General features: G+C 68.2%; 16 protein-coding genes and 1 riboswitch. Of the genes, 14 read left to right on the forward strand and 2 right to left on the reverse strand.

Going from position 1 to position 17,417, the window contains the following annotated elements; all coding sequences use genetic code 11:
• Positions 1-15 precede the first annotated feature (15 nt).
• Positions 16-222 (reverse strand): DUF5818 domain-containing protein, encoded by a 207-nt coding sequence (locus LWE61_RS02725; protein WP_234148464.1) that lies wholly within the window; start codon positions 220-222, stop codon positions 16-18.
• A gap of 227 nt (positions 223-449) precedes the next feature.
• Here LWE61_RS02725 and LWE61_RS02730 point away from each other — a divergent pair, with 227 nt between their 5' ends.
• From LWE61_RS02730 to LWE61_RS02790, 13 genes are all read left to right on the forward strand, one after another.
• A complete protein-coding gene (locus LWE61_RS02730) occupies positions 450-740 on the forward strand; it encodes a hypothetical protein (RefSeq protein WP_234148465.1) in 291 nt (96 codons plus the stop codon).
• Positions 741-962: 222 nt separating this feature from the next.
• Entirely contained in the window at positions 963-1,430 is a 468-nt protein-coding gene (locus LWE61_RS02735) for a YbaN family protein (protein ID WP_234148466.1), read from the forward strand.
• 95 nt (positions 1,431-1,525) lie between these two features.
• A riboswitch (cobalamin riboswitch) is annotated at positions 1,526-1,731 on the forward strand.
• A gap of 115 nt (positions 1,732-1,846) precedes the next feature.
• Complete coding sequence (gene cobT / locus LWE61_RS02740; RefSeq protein ID WP_234148467.1) at positions 1,847-2,866, forward strand: nicotinate-nucleotide--dimethylbenzimidazole phosphoribosyltransferase; 1,020 nt, start codon at positions 1,847-1,849, stop codon at positions 2,864-2,866.
• The gene (locus tag LWE61_RS02745) at positions 2,866-3,435 is read left to right on the forward strand and encodes a histidine phosphatase family protein (RefSeq protein ID WP_234148468.1); all 570 of its coding nucleotides are present in this window, start codon (positions 2,866-2,868) and stop codon (positions 3,433-3,435) included. The genes cobT and LWE61_RS02745 overlap by 1 nt, the downstream gene beginning before the upstream one ends.
• Entirely contained in the window at positions 3,432-4,166 is a 735-nt protein-coding gene (locus LWE61_RS02750) for an adenosylcobinamide-GDP ribazoletransferase (protein WP_234148469.1), read from the forward strand. The genes LWE61_RS02745 and LWE61_RS02750 overlap by 4 nt, the downstream gene beginning before the upstream one ends.
• On the forward strand, positions 4,163-5,143 hold the full coding sequence (locus LWE61_RS02755) for an aminotransferase class I/II-fold pyridoxal phosphate-dependent enzyme (protein ID WP_234148470.1): 981 nt from the start codon (positions 4,163-4,165) through the stop codon (positions 5,141-5,143). Before LWE61_RS02750 ends, LWE61_RS02755 begins: the two co-directional genes overlap by 4 nt.
• The gene (gene cbiB / locus LWE61_RS02760; RefSeq protein WP_234148471.1) at positions 5,136-6,065 is read left to right on the forward strand and encodes an adenosylcobinamide-phosphate synthase CbiB; all 930 of its coding nucleotides are present in this window, start codon (positions 5,136-5,138) and stop codon (positions 6,063-6,065) included. The genes LWE61_RS02755 and cbiB overlap by 8 nt, the downstream gene beginning before the upstream one ends.
• The gene (locus tag LWE61_RS02765) at positions 6,053-7,522 is read left to right on the forward strand and encodes a cobyric acid synthase (RefSeq protein ID WP_234148472.1); all 1,470 of its coding nucleotides are present in this window, start codon (positions 6,053-6,055) and stop codon (positions 7,520-7,522) included. The genes cbiB and LWE61_RS02765 overlap by 13 nt, the downstream gene beginning before the upstream one ends.
• The gene (cobU, locus tag LWE61_RS02770) at positions 7,519-8,031 is read left to right on the forward strand and encodes a bifunctional adenosylcobinamide kinase/adenosylcobinamide-phosphate guanylyltransferase (RefSeq protein WP_234148473.1); all 513 of its coding nucleotides are present in this window, start codon (positions 7,519-7,521) and stop codon (positions 8,029-8,031) included. Before LWE61_RS02765 ends, cobU begins: the two co-directional genes overlap by 4 nt.
• A 369-nt stretch (positions 8,032-8,400) precedes the next feature.
• Positions 8,401-9,861, forward strand: a complete 1,461-nt coding sequence (locus tag LWE61_RS02775) for an efflux transporter outer membrane subunit (protein ID WP_234148474.1) — start codon at positions 8,401-8,403, stop codon at positions 9,859-9,861.
• Between the two features lies 1 nt (position 9,862).
• Positions 9,863-11,260 carry an efflux RND transporter periplasmic adaptor subunit gene (locus tag LWE61_RS02780; protein WP_234148475.1) on the forward strand — a complete coding sequence of 466 codons (1,398 nt, stop codon included), beginning with the start codon at positions 9,863-9,865 and terminating at the stop codon, positions 11,258-11,260.
• 1 nt (position 11,261) lies between these two features.
• Positions 11,262-11,978 carry an ABC transporter ATP-binding protein gene (locus LWE61_RS02785; RefSeq protein ID WP_234148476.1) on the forward strand — a complete coding sequence of 239 codons (717 nt, stop codon included), beginning with the start codon at positions 11,262-11,264 and terminating at the stop codon, positions 11,976-11,978.
• Positions 11,978-13,186, forward strand: coding sequence for an ABC transporter permease (locus LWE61_RS02790; RefSeq protein WP_234148477.1), 1,209 nt, complete (start codon positions 11,978-11,980; stop codon positions 13,184-13,186). Before LWE61_RS02785 ends, LWE61_RS02790 begins: the two co-directional genes overlap by 1 nt.
• A 119-nt stretch (positions 13,187-13,305) precedes the next feature.
• On the opposite strand, the gene LWE61_RS02795 is transcribed toward LWE61_RS02790, so the two are convergent.
• Positions 13,306-14,058 carry a hypothetical protein gene (locus LWE61_RS02795; RefSeq protein ID WP_234148478.1) on the reverse strand — a complete coding sequence of 251 codons (753 nt, stop codon included), beginning with the start codon at positions 14,056-14,058 and terminating at the stop codon, positions 13,306-13,308.
• Between the two features lie 531 nt (positions 14,059-14,589).
• Between LWE61_RS02795 and polA the strand changes: the two genes are divergently transcribed.
• Entirely contained in the window at positions 14,590-17,400 is a 2,811-nt protein-coding gene (gene polA, locus LWE61_RS02800) for a DNA polymerase I (protein ID WP_234148595.1), read from the forward strand.
• Positions 17,401-17,417 lie beyond the last annotated feature (17 nt).

Consider the following 17,417-nt stretch of genomic DNA (forward strand, 5'->3'; position numbering starts at 1 on the left):
GACGGCCCCTTGTGATCAACGGTCGATGGGGAGGATGGTTTCGACCTCGACCAGATCGTCCGCCACCTGCACCCCCGTCACCCGCACCCTTTTCTCCACATGATCGACGGGCGTGCGCAACAGGTCCAGGCGCACCCGCCCTCCCCCGTCCCGCTGCAACGCAAAGCCGCCCCCCTCGCGCACAAGCAGGCCGGTGGCGGTGACGGGATGACCGGTGGACATGGCGGGAGGGTAGGACGACGGGGCGGGAAAGGGAAGCCGGGGCGGGATGAGGCTGGGGAAGGTCTGCTACCGACTAATTGTGGACATTGAATGTCATCTAAGCATTAATCGTTCTAATGCATTCGAATTTATAGTATTAATGGAGAATAAAAGGGCAGAACATTCAAAATTTGGTCAATTTTTGGATGTATGGTGTAGTTTTCTACATAGATTCTGGCACGATTTTTATGATTTCACAGATTTTCATTGTGCATTGGATGTTTGGTACGGGAATGAAATCAAACAAGGAATTAGGGTTTGGATCGAACAGACGGGTAACAAAATATGGGTTGTTTGTGAAAGGGCTAGATTGGCGCCTTTCTGCCGTCGGCGCTTACGGCCTTGTCGCCTCTTTAATTCTCGGTTTTCTCGATATGGGGCAATTTGTGTCGGGAGCCATGCTGCTCTCATTTGCGACTTTCGGAGCGGTTACTCAAGCAATGCGCCTCAACCATATATGGCCCCGTCGACGCCAATAGCTGACAGTCCGCTAACCGCCCAAATTTGTCATTGCTTCGCTACACTCGCAATGACGTTGGAAGCACGGCCCCGAAAGTATAGGCTAAGGGGACGGGAGTGCCGCCTTCGATCCAATTCCATCGCTTCTTCTCGCCCCTTGCCCCGTCTCCCTCCAGCGCCTATCTGCAAATCACTCGCAATAATGCGGTGGGATGCCTTCATCATGCCGATTCCCATGCCCCATGCCTGCGTCGCCTGACGACCCGCACCCCGTGCCGGGGCGTGGCGGGCTGCTGGGCCATCTGGGGCGGACGGCGTGGCTGGTGCTGGGCCTTGTGTGTGTCGGGCTGGGGATCATCGGCGCGATCCTGCCGCTGATGCCGACCACCATCTTCCTGATATTGGCGGCGGGCTGCTTTGCGCGGTCGTCGCCCCGGCTGGAGGCATGGCTGCTGACCCATAAACGGTTCGGGCCGACGCTGGTGGCGTGGCGGGCGGAGGGGGCGATCGGGCCGCGTGCGAAGGTCATGGCCTGCACCGGCATTGCGCTGGGCTTTGCGATCTTTGCGTGGCGCGCGCATCCGGGGCCGCTGCTGGCCATCGGTGTGGCGGCGGGGATGGCGGCGTGCGCGCTCTATATCGTCACACGGCCCCGGCCTGGTGCGGCGACGCCTCTGCCCCGTGCGGCAGCCGACGCGCGGGGCGAGTGAGCCGCCGTCTCCGATAGTCGCCGCCGGTTCTGACCCCGCCAGTTCCGGCCCCAATTGTCTCCCGCCCTTCATTGACGCTGCCGGGCGGGGCCACTACAGCCCGGCGTGCGACAGGTTCCCCTTTGCCGGGGATCAAAAGGGAATGGGGTGCGATACCCCGGCTGCCCCTGCAACTGTAAGCGGCGAGCCATTGCGCCACGGTTCTTTCGAGGGCCAGCCATTGGGACGACAGTCCTGAGAAGGCAGCGCGAAACGGCGGCGACCCGTGAGCCAGGAGACCTGCCCGTCGCCGTCGTCTTTCGCGCGGACAGGGTGTGCCGGGTGGACGGGGGTCAACCCGCGTGGCGACAAGTCCCGTTCAGGGGGTGCTGCCCGATGCCTGCCGTTCGTCCCCTTTGCCCCGCCGACCCGATCGCATGAGCGGCACCGCCTTTCCGTCTGTCGCCGCCGTCGGTGCGGCGCTGGCCAGCCTGTCCGCGCCCGATGCGGCGGCGACGCAGGCGGCGCGCGCCCGTCAGGGACAGTTAACCAAGCCGCCCGGATCGCTGGGACGGTTGGAGGATATCGCGATCTTTCTGGCGGGATGGCAGGGGCGGGAGCGGCCCGCGCTCGACCGGGGGCGGGTGGCGATCTTTGCGGGCAATCATGGTGTGGTCGCGCATGGCGTCAGCGCCTTTCCCGCCGCCGTGACCGCGCAGATGGTGGCGAATTTCGCCGCAGGGGGCGCGGCGATCAACCAGTTGGCGGGCGTGGCCGGGCTGGAGCTGGTCGTGGTGCCGCTCGACCTCGACACGCCGACCGCCGATTTTACCGCGCAGCCCGCGATGAGCGAGGCGGACTGTCTTGCCGCCTTGAACAGCGGCGCGGCGGCGGTGGAGCCGGGCCTCGACCTGCTGGTCGTGGGCGAGATGGGGATCGGCAACACGACCGCCGCCGCCGCGCTGGCCGCGATCAGCTTTGGCGGGGACGCCGCGGGCTGGGTCGGGCCGGGCACGGGCGTCGATGCCGCCGGGATCACGCGCAAGGTGGACGTGGTCACGCGCGGGATCGTCCGGCATGGTCCCGCCGCGATTAGCGCGTTCGAGGCGCTGCGCCGGGTCGGCGGGCGGGAGATTGCGGCGATTGCCGGCGCGGTGCTGCGCGCGCGGCAATTGCGGGTGCCGGTGCTGCTCGACGGGTTCATCACCGGCGCCGCCATCGCGCCGCTGGCGGCGGAGGCACCAGCTATTACGGACCATTGCATCGCGGGCCATTGCTCTGCTGAGCCGGGGCATGAGCGGTTGCTGGGCCATCTGGGGCTGGAGCCGATGCTGCGCCTCGACATGCGGCTGGGCGAGGGCAGCGGGGCGGCGGTGGCGGCCATGGTGCTGCGGTCGGCGCTGGCCGCGCATGGCGGCATGGCGACCTTTGCCGAAGCGGGCGTGTCCGGCGGCTGATGGCGGGATTCGACCTCCACCTGTTGCGCCATGGTGCGCTCGTGACGCCCGGCCTGTTGATGGGGCGGACCGATGGCGTCCCCAGCGAGGCTGGCCTTGCCGCCTGTATGGCGCGGGCCGAAGGGCTGGCGGTGGAGGCCGTGGTGCATAGCGGCCTTGCCCGGTCGGAAGCCCCGGCCCATATGCTGGCGGCGGCGCATGGGGTGCCGCTGACCTGTGATCCGCGCTGGCGGGAACTGGATTTCGGCGCGTGGGACGGGCTGGCGACGGAGAGTATCGACCGCGACAGTCTCGGTCGTTTCTACGACGATCCCGACGCCCATGCCCCGCCGGGTGGCGAGCCATGGTCGGCGCTGGTCGAGCGCGTCGGCGCGGCTGTGGCCGAACTGCCCGCGCGCACGGTGCTGGTCGTGACCCATGGCGGGGCGATGCGGGCGGCGCTGGCGCATCTGTGCGGCTTTGCACAGCGCCAGCTCTGGGCGTTCGACCTGCCCTATGCGGCGCTGCTGTCCCTGCGCGTGTGGCCGGGCGAGGGCGGGGCCGCGCAGATCAGGGGGCTGCGGTCATGAAGGGCCTGCTGATCGCGCTCCAGTTCCTGACCCGCCTGCCGACGCCCCGGTTCCCGGTGTCGGACGCGCAGTTCGCCACGTCGATCCGCTGGTTCCCCGCCGTGGGGCTGGTGGTGGGCGGCATCGTGGCGGGGGCGCTGTGGCTGGGCGCGCTGGTCGATCCGTGGGTCGCGGCGCTGGCGGCGCTGGGCGCATGGGTGTGGGTGACGGGGGCGTTGCACCTCGACGGGCTGGGCGATGTGATGGATGCGGCGGGCGCGGTGCACAAGGGGCGGGAGAGGCTGCTCGCCGTGCTGGCCGACCCCCATATTGGCAGTTTCGGCGTGGTCGCGATCACCCTGCAACTGATCGCCAAGCTGGTGCTGCTGCACGGGCTGGCGGAACGACATGTCTATATTCCTCTGGTCCTGATCCCCTTTGCGGCGCGGATCGGGCCGCTGGTGTGGACGCGCGGCCTGCCGTCGCTGCACGATGGGCTGGGCGCGCGCTTTCGCGATGCGGTGGGCAAAGGCACGCTCCTGCTCTGGGCGCTGGCTCTGCTGGCGGCGGCGGGGTTCGTGCCCGCGATCCTTGCCGTCGTCCCGCTGGTCGTCCTGTGGAATGTCTGGCTGTCGCGGACGCTCGGTGGTATTTCCGGCGACGGGCATGGCGCGGGGATCGAACTGATCGAAACCGGCCTCCTGCTGGCCGCCCTGATTATGGCGGGATGGGACACAGGGGGCATGGCATGAGCCGCTTTACATGGCATGGCGGCGGGATCGAGGCGGCACGGGCACGCTTTGGCGATGATGGCGGGACGTGGATCGACATGTCGACCGGCATCAACCCCGACGCATGGCCCGTGCCGGACGATCTGGCGGTGGATTGGCAGAGATTGCCCGGACAGGCCGCACTGGCCGCGCTGGAAGCGGCGGCGGCGGCGCATTTCGGCATCGACGCAGCCCATGTCTGCGCGCTGCCGGGATCGGAGGTCGGCCTGCGCCTCGCCGGCACGATCCTGCCCGGCCCGGCGTGGCACCTCGGCCCCTCCTATCGCACCCATGGCGAGATGTTCGGCGGGTCGGCGCCGGTGGCGCGCGCGGGATGGGTGGGGACGGATCGCGGCACCGTGATCCTCGCCAATCCCAATAACCCCGATGGCGACATCCTGCCGCGTGAGCGGTTGCAGGCGATCATGGCGCGGCGCGAGGCGCAGGACTGGCTGGTGGTGGACGAGGCGTTTGCCGATCCCGATCCGTCGGTTAGCGTGACGGGGCTGGTGGCCGATGACAGGCCGCTGCTGATTTTCCGGTCCTTCGGCAAATTCTTCGGGTTGGCGGGGGTGCGGCTGGGCTTCGTGCTGGGGCCGCGCACGGTCATCGAGCGATTTCGCAAGGCGCTGGGCGCATGGCCGGTGTCAGCGGCGGCCATCGCCATCGGCACGGCGGCCTATCGCGACAGCCGCTGGATCGCACAGGCGCGCGAGCGGCTCCATGCCAAGGCGCTGGCCCTCGACATATTGCTGCGCCGGGTGGGCCATGCGCCGCTGGGCGAGTGCCCGCTGTTCCGCCTGATCGAGACGCCGGACGCCGCCGCCCTGTTCGAGCGGCTGGGCCGCCACGCGATCCTGACCCGCCCGTTCGAGCAGCAAACCCACTGGCTGCGGCTGGGCCTGCCGGGCGGTGCGGAGGAATTCGCGCGGCTGGAACATGCACTGGCCGATGGCTGAACCGGTGGCGCTGGTCGCGCTGGTGCTGGATGCGGCGGTCGGCTGGCCGGGGGCGCTCTATCGGCGGGTGGGGCATCCGGTGGGCGGCTTTGCGCGCATCATCGGCGCGTGTGAGGCGCGGTGGAACCGACCCACTTATGGCGAGGGGGCGCGGCGGGCGCTGGGCGTCGTCACCGTTCTGATCCTGCTGGCGATGGCGGGTGGCGGCGGGTGGCTGGTGCAGGCGGCGCTGCTGCACTGGCTGGGCGGCTGGGGCTGGCTGGCGGTCGCGCTGCTGGCCTTTCCCGCGCTGGCGCAGCGCAGCCTGTTCGACCATGTGTGGCAGGTCGTCCGGGCGGACGACCTGCCCGGTGCGCGCCGGGCGGTCGGCATGATCGTGGGCCGCGACACCGCCGCGCTGGACGAGGCGGGCGTGGCGCGCGCGGCGATCGAGAGTCTGGCGGAAAGCTTTTGCGACGGGATCGTCGCGCCCGCCTTCTGGCTGATGCTGCTCGGCCTGCCGGGCGTGTGGGCGTATAAGGCGATCAACACGGCGGACAGCCTGATCGGCCATTATGAGGAGCGGTGGCGCGCCTTTGGCTGGGCGGCGGCGCGGACGGACGACCTGCTCAACCTCATCCCGGCCCGCCTTGCCGGGGCGCTGATCTGCCTCGCGGGGCGGGGTGGCTGGCGGACCATGTGGCGCGATGCGGGCCATCATGCCTCCCCCAATGCGGGCTGGCCGGAGGCGGCGATGGCGGGCGCGCTGGGCGTGCGGCTGGCCGGGCCGGTCGCCTATGATGGCGTTTTGCATCCCAAGCCGTGGATCGGCGACGGGCGGGAGGATGCGACAGCGGCCGACATCGGCCGGGCGCTGGCCATCTATGTCGCGGCTTGCCTCGGCCTCTGGTTCATCGCAGGGGTTGCCGCATGGCTGCGATAATGTTTCAGGGCACCGGGTCGGACGTCGGCAAGTCGGTGCTGGTCGCGGGCCTGTGCCGGGCGCTGGCCAACCGGGGCCTGACCGTGCGCCCGTTCAAGCCGCAGAACATGTCCAACAACGCCGCCGTCACCAGCGATGGCGGGGAGATCGGCCGGGCGCAGGCGTTGCAGGCGGTCGCCGCGCGGGTGCCGCCGCACACCGACATGAACCCTGTGCTGCTGAAGCCGCAGGCCGACCGCACCTCCCAGTTGATCGTCCATGGCAAGGTGCGCGGCACGCTGGGGTCCGGCAATTATCGCGAGGGGCGCGGCGCGCTGATCCAGGACGTGCTGGAGAGTTTCCGCCGGCTGGAGGCGCAGTGCGACATCGTGGTGGTGGAGGGGGCGGGATCGCCCGCCGAGATCAACCTGCGATCCGGCGACATCGCCAACATGGGTTTTGCCTGCGCCGCCGACGTGCCGGTCGTGCTGATCGGCGACATCGACCGGGGCGGGGTGATCGCGGCCATCGTCGGCACGCGCGCGGTGATCGACGCGGCGGATGCGGCGATGATCCATGGCTTCATCATCAACAAGTTTCGCGGCGATCCGGCCTTGTTCGAGGATGGCTATCGCATGATCGAAGACCGGTCGGGCTGGCGCGGATTCGGCGTCGTGCCCTGGCTGCGCCCCACCGTCCGCCTGCCCAGCGAGGATGCGGTGGCGCTGGAAAAGGCGGGGCCGCGCGCCGATGGCCGCCTGCTGGTCGCCTGCCCGATCCTGCCGCGCATCTCCAACTTCGACGATCTCGACCCGCTGAAGCTGGAGCCGGGGGTGGCGCTGGTCATGGTGCCGCCGGGGTCGCCCATCCCGGCGGAGGCGGCGCTGGTCGTGCTGCCGGGATCCAAGGCGACGATTGCGGATATGACGGCCCTGCGGGCCGAGGGCTGGGACGTGGATATTCTGGCGCATCACCGGCGCGGCGGGGCGATACTGGGCCTGTGCGGGGGATACCAGATGCTGGGCCGGACCATCGCCGACCCGCTGGGGCTGGAGGGACCACCCGCCCGTATCGACGGACTGGGCCTGCTCGCCATCGACACGCGCCTCTCGCCGGTCAAGGCGCTGCGGCAGGTGCGCGGGCGGGCGCTGGACGCCGGGTTCAGCGGCTATGAAATGCATATGGGCGAGACGGACGGGCCGGGGACGGATCGGCCGCTCGCCACCTTCGATGACGGCCGCCGGGACGGGGCGATCAGCGCCGACGGCATCGTCATGGGCAGTTATGTCCATGGCCTATTGAACGACACCGGCTTTCGCACCGCGCTCCTCGCCCGCATCGGGGTAGAGGGCGGCGGGCGCGATCATGCGGCGGATGTCGACGCCGCGCTGGACGAGATTGCGGCGGAACTGGAACGGCATCTCGACATCGACGGCCTCCTCGCCATCGCCCGTGAACGGAAAGACCCTGCCCCATGAACCGATCCAGCCTGTTCGTCCTGGGCGGCGCCCGCTCCGGCAAGAGCCGCTTTGCACAGGAGCGGGCGGAGGCGGAGGTCGGCGCTCATGTCTATATCGCCACGGCGCAGGCGTGGGATGCGGAGATGGAGGAGCGGATCGCGCACCACCGGGCGGATCGCGGCAGCATCTGGTCCACGGTGGAGGCATCGCTGGACCTGCCGGAGGCGATCCGGGCGCGGTCGGACGGCGGCCATGTGCTGCTGGTCGATTGCCTGACCCTGTGGGCGACCAACCTTATGCTGGCGGAGAGGGATGCGGCAGCGGCGACCGACGCGCTGTGCGACGCGGTACGCGGCTTCGACGGGCATATCATCCTGGTCGCCAATGAGGTGGGTCTGGGCATCGTCCCCGACAATGCACTGGCGCGCGCCTTCCGCGACGTGGCGGGCCGCATGAACCAGCGGGTCGCGGCGGTGGCGCAGGAGGTGATGTTCATCGCCGCAGGATTACCGCTGCGGTTGAAATAGGGGCGGGGCTGGCCGTGAGGCGTAGGTTGCGATCCGTCCCCCCGGCCTTGAGCGGGCGCTTGAGCCTGTAGGATGGAAGACACGGTTCGCCCTGGTCAATCGAGGTGCGTCTCGCCTGAATGTCGAAGGGCTGACCTTCACTCTGGAAGCCACAGCGAAGGGATCAGGACGGTTGTTGGGCTTCGTCTGCCCTTCGGGTCGACAAGCTCAGGACGAACGGGAGGGGGGTACATGTTCCTCAGGGATAATTGCCGATCGGGTCCAGGGTGAAGAACGATCGCGTCCCGCAACCCGACCTTTTCGCAATTTTTACATGTTGCGACACTTTGCGGCTGGCCTATGCGGTCCGGTGCGGACATGGTTCGCTGCATGACGTCCCGCCTCCCTCTCCTGTTGCTCGGTACTGCGCTGCTGTCCGCATGCAGCGTCGGCCCCGATTATCGTCCAAAGACAGCGGGAGAACTGGGGGTGCCGGGCGAATGGTCCGTCAACGCCGGTCCCGTCCCGGCACCCGACGCCGGGGATCTGACCCGCTGGTGGAGCCGGTTCGACGACCCGGTGCTGGGGCAACTGGTGGAGCAGGCGGCCACCGCCAACCTCGACATCGCACAGGCGATCGCCCGGCTGCGGCAGGCGCGCGAGGCGCTGGTCGTCAGCCGATCTTCGCTCCTCCCCACGCTGGGCGGGTCGGGCGGCTATACACGGACGGAGCCGGTCGAGGGCGGCGGCACGGGCCGCGACAGCTTCTCCGCCGGTCTCGACGCCAGCTATCAGGTCGACCTGTTCGGCGGCATCCGCCGGGGCGTGGAGAGCAGCCGCGCTCAATATGAGGGCGCCGGTTTCGATTATGCCACGACCCTGTTGTCGGTGCAGGGGGAAGTCGCGCGCAACTATGTGCTGGCGCGCGCCTATCAGGCGCAACTGACCAATGCCCGCGACAGCCTGTCGATACAGGACGATAATCTGGAGATTGCGGGTTTCCGGGTGCAGGCGGGTCTCGTCTCCTCGCTCGACAGTGAGCAGGCGCGGGCCACGCGGGCGCAGACCGCCGCCAACATCCCGCAGATCGAACAGCTATATAATGCCGCCGTCAGCCGCATCGCGGTGCTGACCGGGCAGGCGCCGGGCGCGCTCAAGCCATTGCTGGCCGCCGTGCGCCCCATCCCGACCGGGCCGGACAGCGTGGCGACGGGCATCCCCGCGAATATCCTGCGCCAGCGGCCCGACGTGCGCAGCGCCGAACGCAATCTGGCCGCCGCGACGGCGCAGATCGGAGTGGCCAAGGCCCAGCTTTTCCCTGCCCTGTCGATCGGCGGCAGTCTGGACGCGGGCGCAACGCGGATCGGCACTATCTTCGACACCATCACCGGCAGCCTGTTCGCGGGCGTGACACAGGCGATCTTCAACGGCGGGCGGCTGAACGCACAGGTCCGCTCGGCCCGCGCGGGCAGCGACGCGGCGTTCGCGGCGTATAAGTCCACCGTGCTGACCGCGATGGAGGATATTGAGAATGCACTGGTCGCCTTCCAGACGGCGCAGGCGCGCGAACGGCAGTTCCTGATCGCCTTCGACGCGGCGACCAACAGCGCCATCCTCGCGCGCAGTCAGTATCGCACCGGCCTGACCGACTTCACCACGCTGAACACGCAGGAGGCCTCGCTCGTCTCCGCGCGCAACGGACTGGTGCAGGCGCGCAGTGACAAGGCGACGGCGCTGATCGCGCTCTATGGGGCATTGGGCGGCGGCTGGGATGCCAGCGCCACGCCCGCCGAGCCTCTGGCCAGCCCCCTGACCGCACCCTCCCGCACATTCCCATCCGGGCAGAACTGACATGGCAGACGAAAACCTCAACGACTTCCTCGGCGTGAAGGAGACGCCCGGCTGGCGCCGCTATGCCAAATGGGGCGGCATGGGTGTCGTGCTGCTGGTGCTGATCGCGCTCCTCGCCCGCTGCTTCGCCAGCCCCGAAGATCCGGGCTTTGCGACGGTGGAGGTCACGCGCGACCATCTCGTCACCACCGTCTCCGCCACGGGCAAGCTGGCCCCGACCAATCAGGTGACGGTCGGCTCGCAAATCTCCGGCCTCGTCGTCACCGTTTCGGTGGACGTCAACGACCGGGTGGAGAAGGGGCAGGTGTTGGCCCAGATCGACACGGAGCAGCTCGACGGCCAGATCCGCCAGAATGAGGCGCAGGTGAACGCGAACCGCGCCAGCGTCGGCCAGGCGCAGGCCACCGTTGCGGAGGCGCAGGCGCAACTCGCCCGGCTGGAGGAGGTTTATCGCCTCTCCGACGGCCGCGTTCCGTCGCGCACCGAATTGCAGGCCGGCCGCGCCAATGCGCAGCGCGCCATCGCCACGCTCCGTTCCGCACAGGCCAGCGTCGCCGCCAGCCAGGCCGCCCTGTCGCAGACGAAGGTGCAGCGCGCCCGTGCCCAGATTCTCTCGCCCGTGTCCGGCGTCGTGCTGGCCCGGCAGGTGGACCCCGGCCAGACGGTCGCGGCGTCGTTCAACACGCCCACCCTGTTCGTGATCGCCGAAGATCTGACCCGCATGAAGCTGGAGGTCGCCATCGACGAGGCGGACGTGGGATCGGTGAAGGACGGGCAGGCGGCGAGCTTCACCGTGGACGCCTTCCCCGGCAAGACTTTCCCCGCGCGCATCACCCGCGTCGACGTGGGGTCGAATCTCTCCGTCTCGGCGGCGAGCAGTTCCTCCTCCACCACCACGACCAGTTCCACCACGGGGCAGGTGGTGTCCTACGCCGCCGACCTGTCGGTGGACAACAAGGCGCTGGACCTGCGCCCCGGCATGACCGCGACGGCGGACATCGTGACATCGGACAAGAAGAATGTGCTGCTGGTCCCCAATGCCGCGCTGCGTTTCACGCCGCAAAGCGGGGCGGGCGCGGCGGCGGGCGGCGGCATCACCAGCGCGCTCAGCTTTGGCCCGCCCCGGCGTGGCGGGGGCAGCAAGCGCAGCGTGACGATGGAGCGCGGCGCACAGCAGACCGTTTATGTGCTGGGCGAGGACGGCAAGCCCGCGCCGGTGAAGATTGTGACCGGCGACAGCGACGGATCGCAGACGGAGGTCGTGTCCGGCGATCTGAAGCCGGGGATGAAGGTCATCACCGGGCAGCTCGCCGCCGCCGGGACCGCGGGTGGCAAGCCCGGCGCGGGGAGTGGCGCGGGGAGTGGCGGCGGCGGCCAGCGGCGCAGCGGCGGCAACTGACATGGCGGACGGCGGCCCCATCATCTCTCTGCGCGGCGTGACGAAGGTTTATGGGTCCGGCCCCACCGCCTTCAACGCGCTGAAGGGCGTCGACCTCGACATTGGCGCGGGTGATTTCGTCGCCGTTATGGGGCCGTCGGGGTCCGGCAAGTCCACGACGATGAACATCCTCGGCTGCCTTGACGTGCCATCGGACGGGACATTCCTGTTCCGGGGCCATGCGGTGGAAGCGCTGGACCGCGACCAGCGGGCGCTGCTGCGCCGTAAATATCTCGGCTTCGTGTTCCAGGGGTTCAACCTCCTGTCGCGCACCAGCGCGCTGGAGAATGTCGAACTGCCGCTCCTCTATCGCGGCGATGCGAAGGCGGACCGGCGGGAGGCGGCGCTGGCCGCGCTCGACAAGGTCGGCCTGAAGGACTGGTGGGACCATACCCCCGCCGAACTGTCCGGCGGACAGCAACAGCGCGTGGCCATCGCCCGCGCCATCGTCACCAGCCCGGACGTGCTGCTGGCGGATGAGCCGACCGGCAACCTCGACAGTGAACGGTCGGTGGAGATCATGGAATTGCTCACCAGCCTGAACCGCGACGCTGGCATCACCGTCCTGATGGTCACGCATGAGCCGGAGATGGCGGCCTTCGCGCGCACCATCGTCCATTTCAAGGACGGGCTGGTCGACCGGATCGACAGCGGCCATCGCGCGGGAGCGCCGGTCTGATGTTCGGCACCATCTTCCTCCTCGCGATACGCTCCATCCGGCGGCACCTGCTGCGGTCCTTCCTCACCATCCTCGGCATCGTCATCGGCGTTGCGGCGGTGGTGACGATGGTCACGCTGGGCAAGGCGACGACCGCCGCCGTGCAGACGCAGATTTCCGCGCTGGGCACCAATATCCTGCAAGTCCGTCCCGGTCAGGGCTTTGGTCGCGGCGGCGGCGGATCGCGCCCGCCCGATTTCGAGCCGCAGGATGTGAGCGCGGTCAGGACGCAGGTGGCCGGCGTTACCGCCGTCGCCCCGCAGGCCCAATCGACCGCCACCGCCATCTATGAAGGCGCGAACTGGTCCACCACGATCAACGGCACCACCAGCGCCTATTTCCAGGTGCAGCCCTGGCCATTGACCGCCGGCCGCGGCTTCACCCCGATGGAGGAGGCGGCGGGCAAGGCGGTGTGCATCATCGGCTCCACTGTGCAGACCAACCTGTTTCGCGGGGGCGAGGCGGTGGGCAAGCGGTTCCGCATCGGCAATGTCAGTTGCGACGTGATCGGCACCCTGTCCACGCGCGGGCAGGCCGGGTTCGGCGGCGATCAGGACGATGTGGTCATCATGCCGATCAAGACCGTGCAGCGGCGCTTCACCGGCTCCACCGACATACGGCTGATGCTGGTCGGCGTGGATCAGGCCTATGCCACGTCGCAGGTGCAGGCGTCGCTGACCGACCTGCTGCGCGAACGGCGGCAGATCACGGCGGGGAAGGACGATAATTTCAACATCTTCGACACTAAGCAGATCAGCGACACGCTGACCGGCACCACGCAGTTGCTGACGCGGATCGTCGCGGCGGTGGCGGCGATTTCGCTGGTCGTCGGCGGCATCGGCATCATGAACATCATGCTGGTGTCGGTGACGGAGCGCACGCGGGAGATCGGCATCCGCCTCGCCATCGGGGCGGTCGCGAACGAGGTGCTGATGCAGTTTCTGGTGGAGGCCATCGTGCTGTCCTGCATCGGCGGCATCATCGGCCTGATCCTCGCCCAGCTGGTGATCGCGGTTGCGACGCCGCTGATGGCGGTGCCCTGGACGTTCGACGCCAACATCAACCTGTTCGCCTTCGTCATATCGGCGGTGATCGGGGTGGTGTTCGGCTACTTCCCGGCGCGGCGTGCGGCGGGGCTGAACCCGATCGACGCCCTGCGGCACGAATAGGGCTGTGGGTCGGGACGGACGGGGCGGTGATGAGGCCTCCCTCCCCGTTCACCTTATTCGTGGTGCAGGGCCGCCCTGTCCGAAAATGGCGACAAACGCCTTTTCCCGGCCCATTCGCCCTAGCGAAAGATACTCTCGTCCGAGGGCAGCCGTGGCGGCGCCAAAGCGGGCGTTCCGGTGGACAGTGCGGGCGGGGGCGCGGGGGCAGGCGGGCTGACCGGCGGCGCATCGCCGGAGCAGGTCGGGTCGGCGGCGGGGCAGGGCAGCACCTCCACCACCGGCTGGCGATAGAGCCGCCGCCATTCCGCCAGCCGCCGCAGATAGTCCGCATAGGCGGTCCAGAAATCCTGAAACGGCTTCTCCAGCAGGGCCAGCGCCTCCGGGGCGTAGGCGACGAGTGCGTCGGGCGTCAGGCCGTTGATCGTCGTCACCACCGCCCGCGCCGTGGGGCAAAAGGCCTTCTGCGCCGGGGGCAGCGCAAAGAAATTATAGACGACCGTATAAAGGCTGTCCCGCGTCGCCATCGCGGTCGCGCCATATTTCCCGGCGTAGACGGCATCCGCCGCCGCATTGGCCCGCGCCAGCGTCGGCGCATGGAGGCGCAGCATCCGGTTATACTCCACCCCCATCACATCGCCCGCGTCGCGACAGCCCAGCGCGGCGACGTTCAGCGCCATGCGGACATGCCACAGCGCCTGTTGCCCGGTCATGCCCCGGTTCGGCGTGATATAGACACCCTGCGTATCGACATCCGGCAGCACCAGATTCTCCGCGGCGCCCATCGGCGGCAGCGGCTTGGTGAGGGGCAGCACGGGCAGGGGAACCGGCGCGGGCGGCGGCGGCTTCGCGCAGCCCGCGAGCAGCAGCGCCATGGCCATCACGCCATGGCCCATCCGGGGAGTCGCGCTACGCCCCCTCCGGGTCGGGACCATCGAAACTGGCGCTAACAGGTGGCGGGCAAGCCGCATGGTCATTTCCCCTCATTCGTCCCGGCGTTCGTTCCGGCCTTCGTCCCGATCTGGCGCCCCGGTTTGGCGGTCCGGTCTGGCCGCACCGGCCCTGCCCGGCAGGGCGCGCGTCCATTGCCGGAACCGCGATCGCCCCGTTTCGGCGCGGGCAAGATGAACCTGATATGAAAGGCGGGCGGAGGTCCGCCCGGATGCCGTTGGCGCGGGATGGGTGGTCCGATCCCCGCTTCGGATTGCACCTGTCGCCGGACTGGCCCCGTCCTTGATCAGCGCCGTCCTCTACCCGCCTTGTGCTTGCCTTGCCCCTGTCACTGACTGGCGCTGTCGTCCCTACTCCCAGACAAGCCCATTTCCTGGACTGGCCCATTTCCTGGACTGGCCATGCCGCGCGCGCACCCGGTTTCCCCGCTGCCTCTCCTGCGCTATGCCCCGCGCATGGCCGATACGCAGAATCATCTCTACCTCGTCGATGGCAGCGGATATATCTTCCGCGCCTATCACCAGCTTCCCCCGCTGACCAATCGCCACGGCCTGAACGTGGGCGCGGTCTATGGCTATACGGCGATGCTGTGGAAGCTGGCCGATGCGCTGAACAAGGCGGACGGGCCGACCCATCTGGCGGTGGTGCTGGACAAGGGGTCGCACACGTTCCGCAACGACATGTACGACCAGTATAAGGCGCACCGCCCGCCCGCGCCCGAAGACCTGGTCCCGCAATTCCCGTTGATCCGCACCGCGACCCGCGCTTTCTCGCTTCCCTGCATCGAGGAATCGGGGTTCGAGGCGGACGACATCATCGCCACCTACACCTGTCGCGCGGTGGAGGCGGGGTGGAACGTCACCATCGTCTCGTCCGACAAGGATCTGATGCAGCTCATCCAGCCGGGCGTCGACATGCTCGACACGATGAAGAATGAGCGGCGCGGCGCGGACTATGTCGTCGGCAAGTTCGGCGTGCAGCCGGAGCAACTGGGCGATGTGCTGGCCCTGATGGGGGACAGCGTCGACAATGTGCCGGGCGTGCCGGGTATCGGGCCGAAGACGGCGTCGAAGCTCATCACCGAATATGGCGATCTGGAAACCGTGCTGACCGCCGCGCCCGGCATGAAAAAGTCCAAGATGCAGGAGAATCTGATCGCCAATGCGGAGATGGCGCGCCTCTCCCGTCGGCTGGTCGCGCTCCATTGCGAGATGGAGTTGCCGCAGTCGCTGGACTCGCTGAAACTGGACGGCATCCCGCCCGAACCGCTGCGCGATTTTCTGGAGGATCAGGGGTTCAAGACTCTTCTCGCCCGCATTTCCGGCGTCGCCCCGGCGGCGGTGGCAGGGACCGCGCCCGGCGGTGCCTCCACGGCGTCCGAACGGATCGAGAGCAGCACGGGCCTGCCCGAACTGCCGCCGATGCCGCCCATCGATTGCGCGGCTTATCCGGCGATCACGACCATCGAGGCCTTGGATGCGATCATCGCGGAAGCCTATGCGGGTGGCCTGCTGGCCGTCGATACGGAGACGGACTCGCTGGACAGTGTCGCCTCCGGCCTCGTCGGCATCAGCCTCGCCACCGCGCCGGGCCGCGCCGCCTATATCCCGCTGGGCCATGTCAGCAGCGACGACATGTTCGGGGAGAAGCCGCCGCAGCTTGCTCTGGGCGAGGTGATCGACCGGCTGCGCCCCGTGCTGGGCGACCCGTCGGTGCTGAAGATCGGGCATAATATCAAATATGACATGAACGTGCTGGGCCGCCACGGCATCGTCATCACCCCGCATGACGACAGCATGATTATCAGCTTCGATCTCGACAGTGGCAAGACGCTGGGTGGGCATGGCATGGATGTGGCGGCGACCACCCACCTTGCCCATACGTGCATGAGCTTCAAGGATGTGGCGGGCACGGGCAAGAAGCAGATCAGCTTTGCCCATGTGCCACTGGATCGCGCGACGGCCTATGCGGCGGAGGATGCCGACGTCACCTTCCGTCTGTGGGCCACGCTGAAACCGCGCATCGCGCATGAGGGCGCAACCCGCGTCTATGAGCTGGTCGACCGGCCCCTGATCCCCGTGGTCGCGGGCATGGAGCGGGCGGGGATCAAGGTGGACCGCGCCGTCCTCTCCCGCCTGTCCAGCCAGTTCACGCAGGAGATGGCGCGGCTGGAGGAGGCGATCTACGCCGATGCCGGACGCAGCTTCACCATCGGCTCGCCGCAGCAGCTGGGCGCGATCCTGTTCGAGGAAAAGGGCCTCAAAGGGGGCAAGAAGGGCAAGTCGGGCGCTTATTCCACCGACGTCACCGTGCTGGAGAAGTTGAAGGCGGAGGGGTCTGAACTCTCCGGCCTCATCCTCGAATGGCGGCAGGTGGCGAAGCTCAAATCCACCTATACGGACGCCTTGCAGGCGCAGATCAACCCGAATACGGGCCGCGTCCACACGAGCTACAGCCTCACCGGTGCGCAGACGGGCCGCCTGTCCTCGACCGATCCCAACCTTCAGAACATCCCGATCCGCACCGAGGCGGGGCGGCAGATTCGCGACGCCTTCGTGGCGGAGGAGGGCAATGTCATCCTCGCGGCGGATTACTCGCAGATCGAATTGCGGCTGGCGGCGCATATGGCGGACGTGCCCGCGCTGCGCGACGCCTTCATCGCGGGTGAGGATATTCACGCCACCACCGCGCGCGAACTGTTCGGGGAGGTGAACCGCGACACGCGCGGCCGGGCCAAGACGATCAACTTCGCCATCCTCTACGGCATCAGCCGCTGGGGCCTCGCCTCCCGGCTGGAGATTGGCGCGGACGAGGCGCAGGCAATGATCAGCCGTTATTATGAACGCTTCCCCGGCATCAGCGTCTATATGAACGAGACGCTGGAAAAGGCACGGAGCAAGGGCTTCACCGAAACCCTGTTCGGCCGGAAAGTGTGGTTCCCGCAGATCACCGCCCCGATCCAGCATGTCCGGCAGGGGGCGGAGCGCGCCGCGATCAACGCGCCCATTCAGGGCACCAGCGCGGACATCATCAAGCGCGCGATGGTCCGCATGGGACCGGCGCTGGCCGAGGCCGGGCTGGACCGGGTGAAGATGCTGCTCCAGGTGCATGACGAACTGGTGTTCGAACTGCCGGAGGGCGATGTCGCTGCCGCGAAGCCGGTGATCGAGCGGGTGATGGCGACGGCGGCGGAACCTCTGGTGTCGCTGTCCGTGCCACTGGGCGTGGAGATCGGCACCGGGCCAAGTTGGGGCGCCGCGCACTGATCGAACGAAACGGGAGA

The sequence above is a fragment of the Sphingobium sufflavum genome (genome assembly GCF_021403115.1).
Classification (GTDB): domain Bacteria; phylum Pseudomonadota; class Alphaproteobacteria; order Sphingomonadales; family Sphingomonadaceae; genus Sphingobium; species Sphingobium sufflavum.

Excerpts from the sequence above, each read along its gene's own strand:
- LWE61_RS02725 (WP_234148464.1), bottom strand. The coding sequence starts at position 222 with ATGTCCACCGGTCATCCCGTCACCGCCACCGGCCTGCTTGTGCGCGAG.
- LWE61_RS02730 (WP_234148465.1), top strand. The coding sequence starts at position 450 with ATGATTTCACAGATTTTCATTGTGCATTGGATGTTTGGTACGGGAATG.
- LWE61_RS02735 (WP_234148466.1), top strand. The coding sequence starts at position 963 with ATGCCTGCGTCGCCTGACGACCCGCACCCCGTGCCGGGGCGTGGCGGG.
- cobT (WP_234148467.1), top strand. The coding sequence starts at position 1,847 with ATGAGCGGCACCGCCTTTCCGTCTGTCGCCGCCGTCGGTGCGGCGCTG.
- LWE61_RS02745 (WP_234148468.1), top strand. The coding sequence starts at position 2,866 with ATGGCGGGATTCGACCTCCACCTGTTGCGCCATGGTGCGCTCGTGACG.
- LWE61_RS02750 (WP_234148469.1), top strand. The coding sequence starts at position 3,432 with ATGAAGGGCCTGCTGATCGCGCTCCAGTTCCTGACCCGCCTGCCGACG.
- LWE61_RS02755 (WP_234148470.1), top strand. The coding sequence starts at position 4,163 with ATGAGCCGCTTTACATGGCATGGCGGCGGGATCGAGGCGGCACGGGCA.
- cbiB (WP_234148471.1), top strand. The coding sequence starts at position 5,136 with ATGGCTGAACCGGTGGCGCTGGTCGCGCTGGTGCTGGATGCGGCGGTC.
- LWE61_RS02765 (WP_234148472.1), top strand. The coding sequence starts at position 6,053 with ATGGCTGCGATAATGTTTCAGGGCACCGGGTCGGACGTCGGCAAGTCG.
- cobU (WP_234148473.1), top strand. The coding sequence starts at position 7,519 with ATGAACCGATCCAGCCTGTTCGTCCTGGGCGGCGCCCGCTCCGGCAAG.
- LWE61_RS02775 (WP_234148474.1), top strand. The coding sequence starts at position 8,401 with ATGACGTCCCGCCTCCCTCTCCTGTTGCTCGGTACTGCGCTGCTGTCC.
- LWE61_RS02780 (WP_234148475.1), top strand. The coding sequence starts at position 9,863 with ATGGCAGACGAAAACCTCAACGACTTCCTCGGCGTGAAGGAGACGCCC.
- LWE61_RS02785 (WP_234148476.1), top strand. The coding sequence starts at position 11,262 with ATGGCGGACGGCGGCCCCATCATCTCTCTGCGCGGCGTGACGAAGGTT.
- LWE61_RS02790 (WP_234148477.1), top strand. The coding sequence starts at position 11,978 with ATGTTCGGCACCATCTTCCTCCTCGCGATACGCTCCATCCGGCGGCAC.
- LWE61_RS02795 (WP_234148478.1), bottom strand. The coding sequence starts at position 14,058 with ATGGCGCTGCTGCTCGCGGGCTGCGCGAAGCCGCCGCCGCCCGCGCCG.
- polA (WP_234148595.1), top strand. The coding sequence starts at position 14,590 with ATGGCCGATACGCAGAATCATCTCTACCTCGTCGATGGCAGCGGATAT.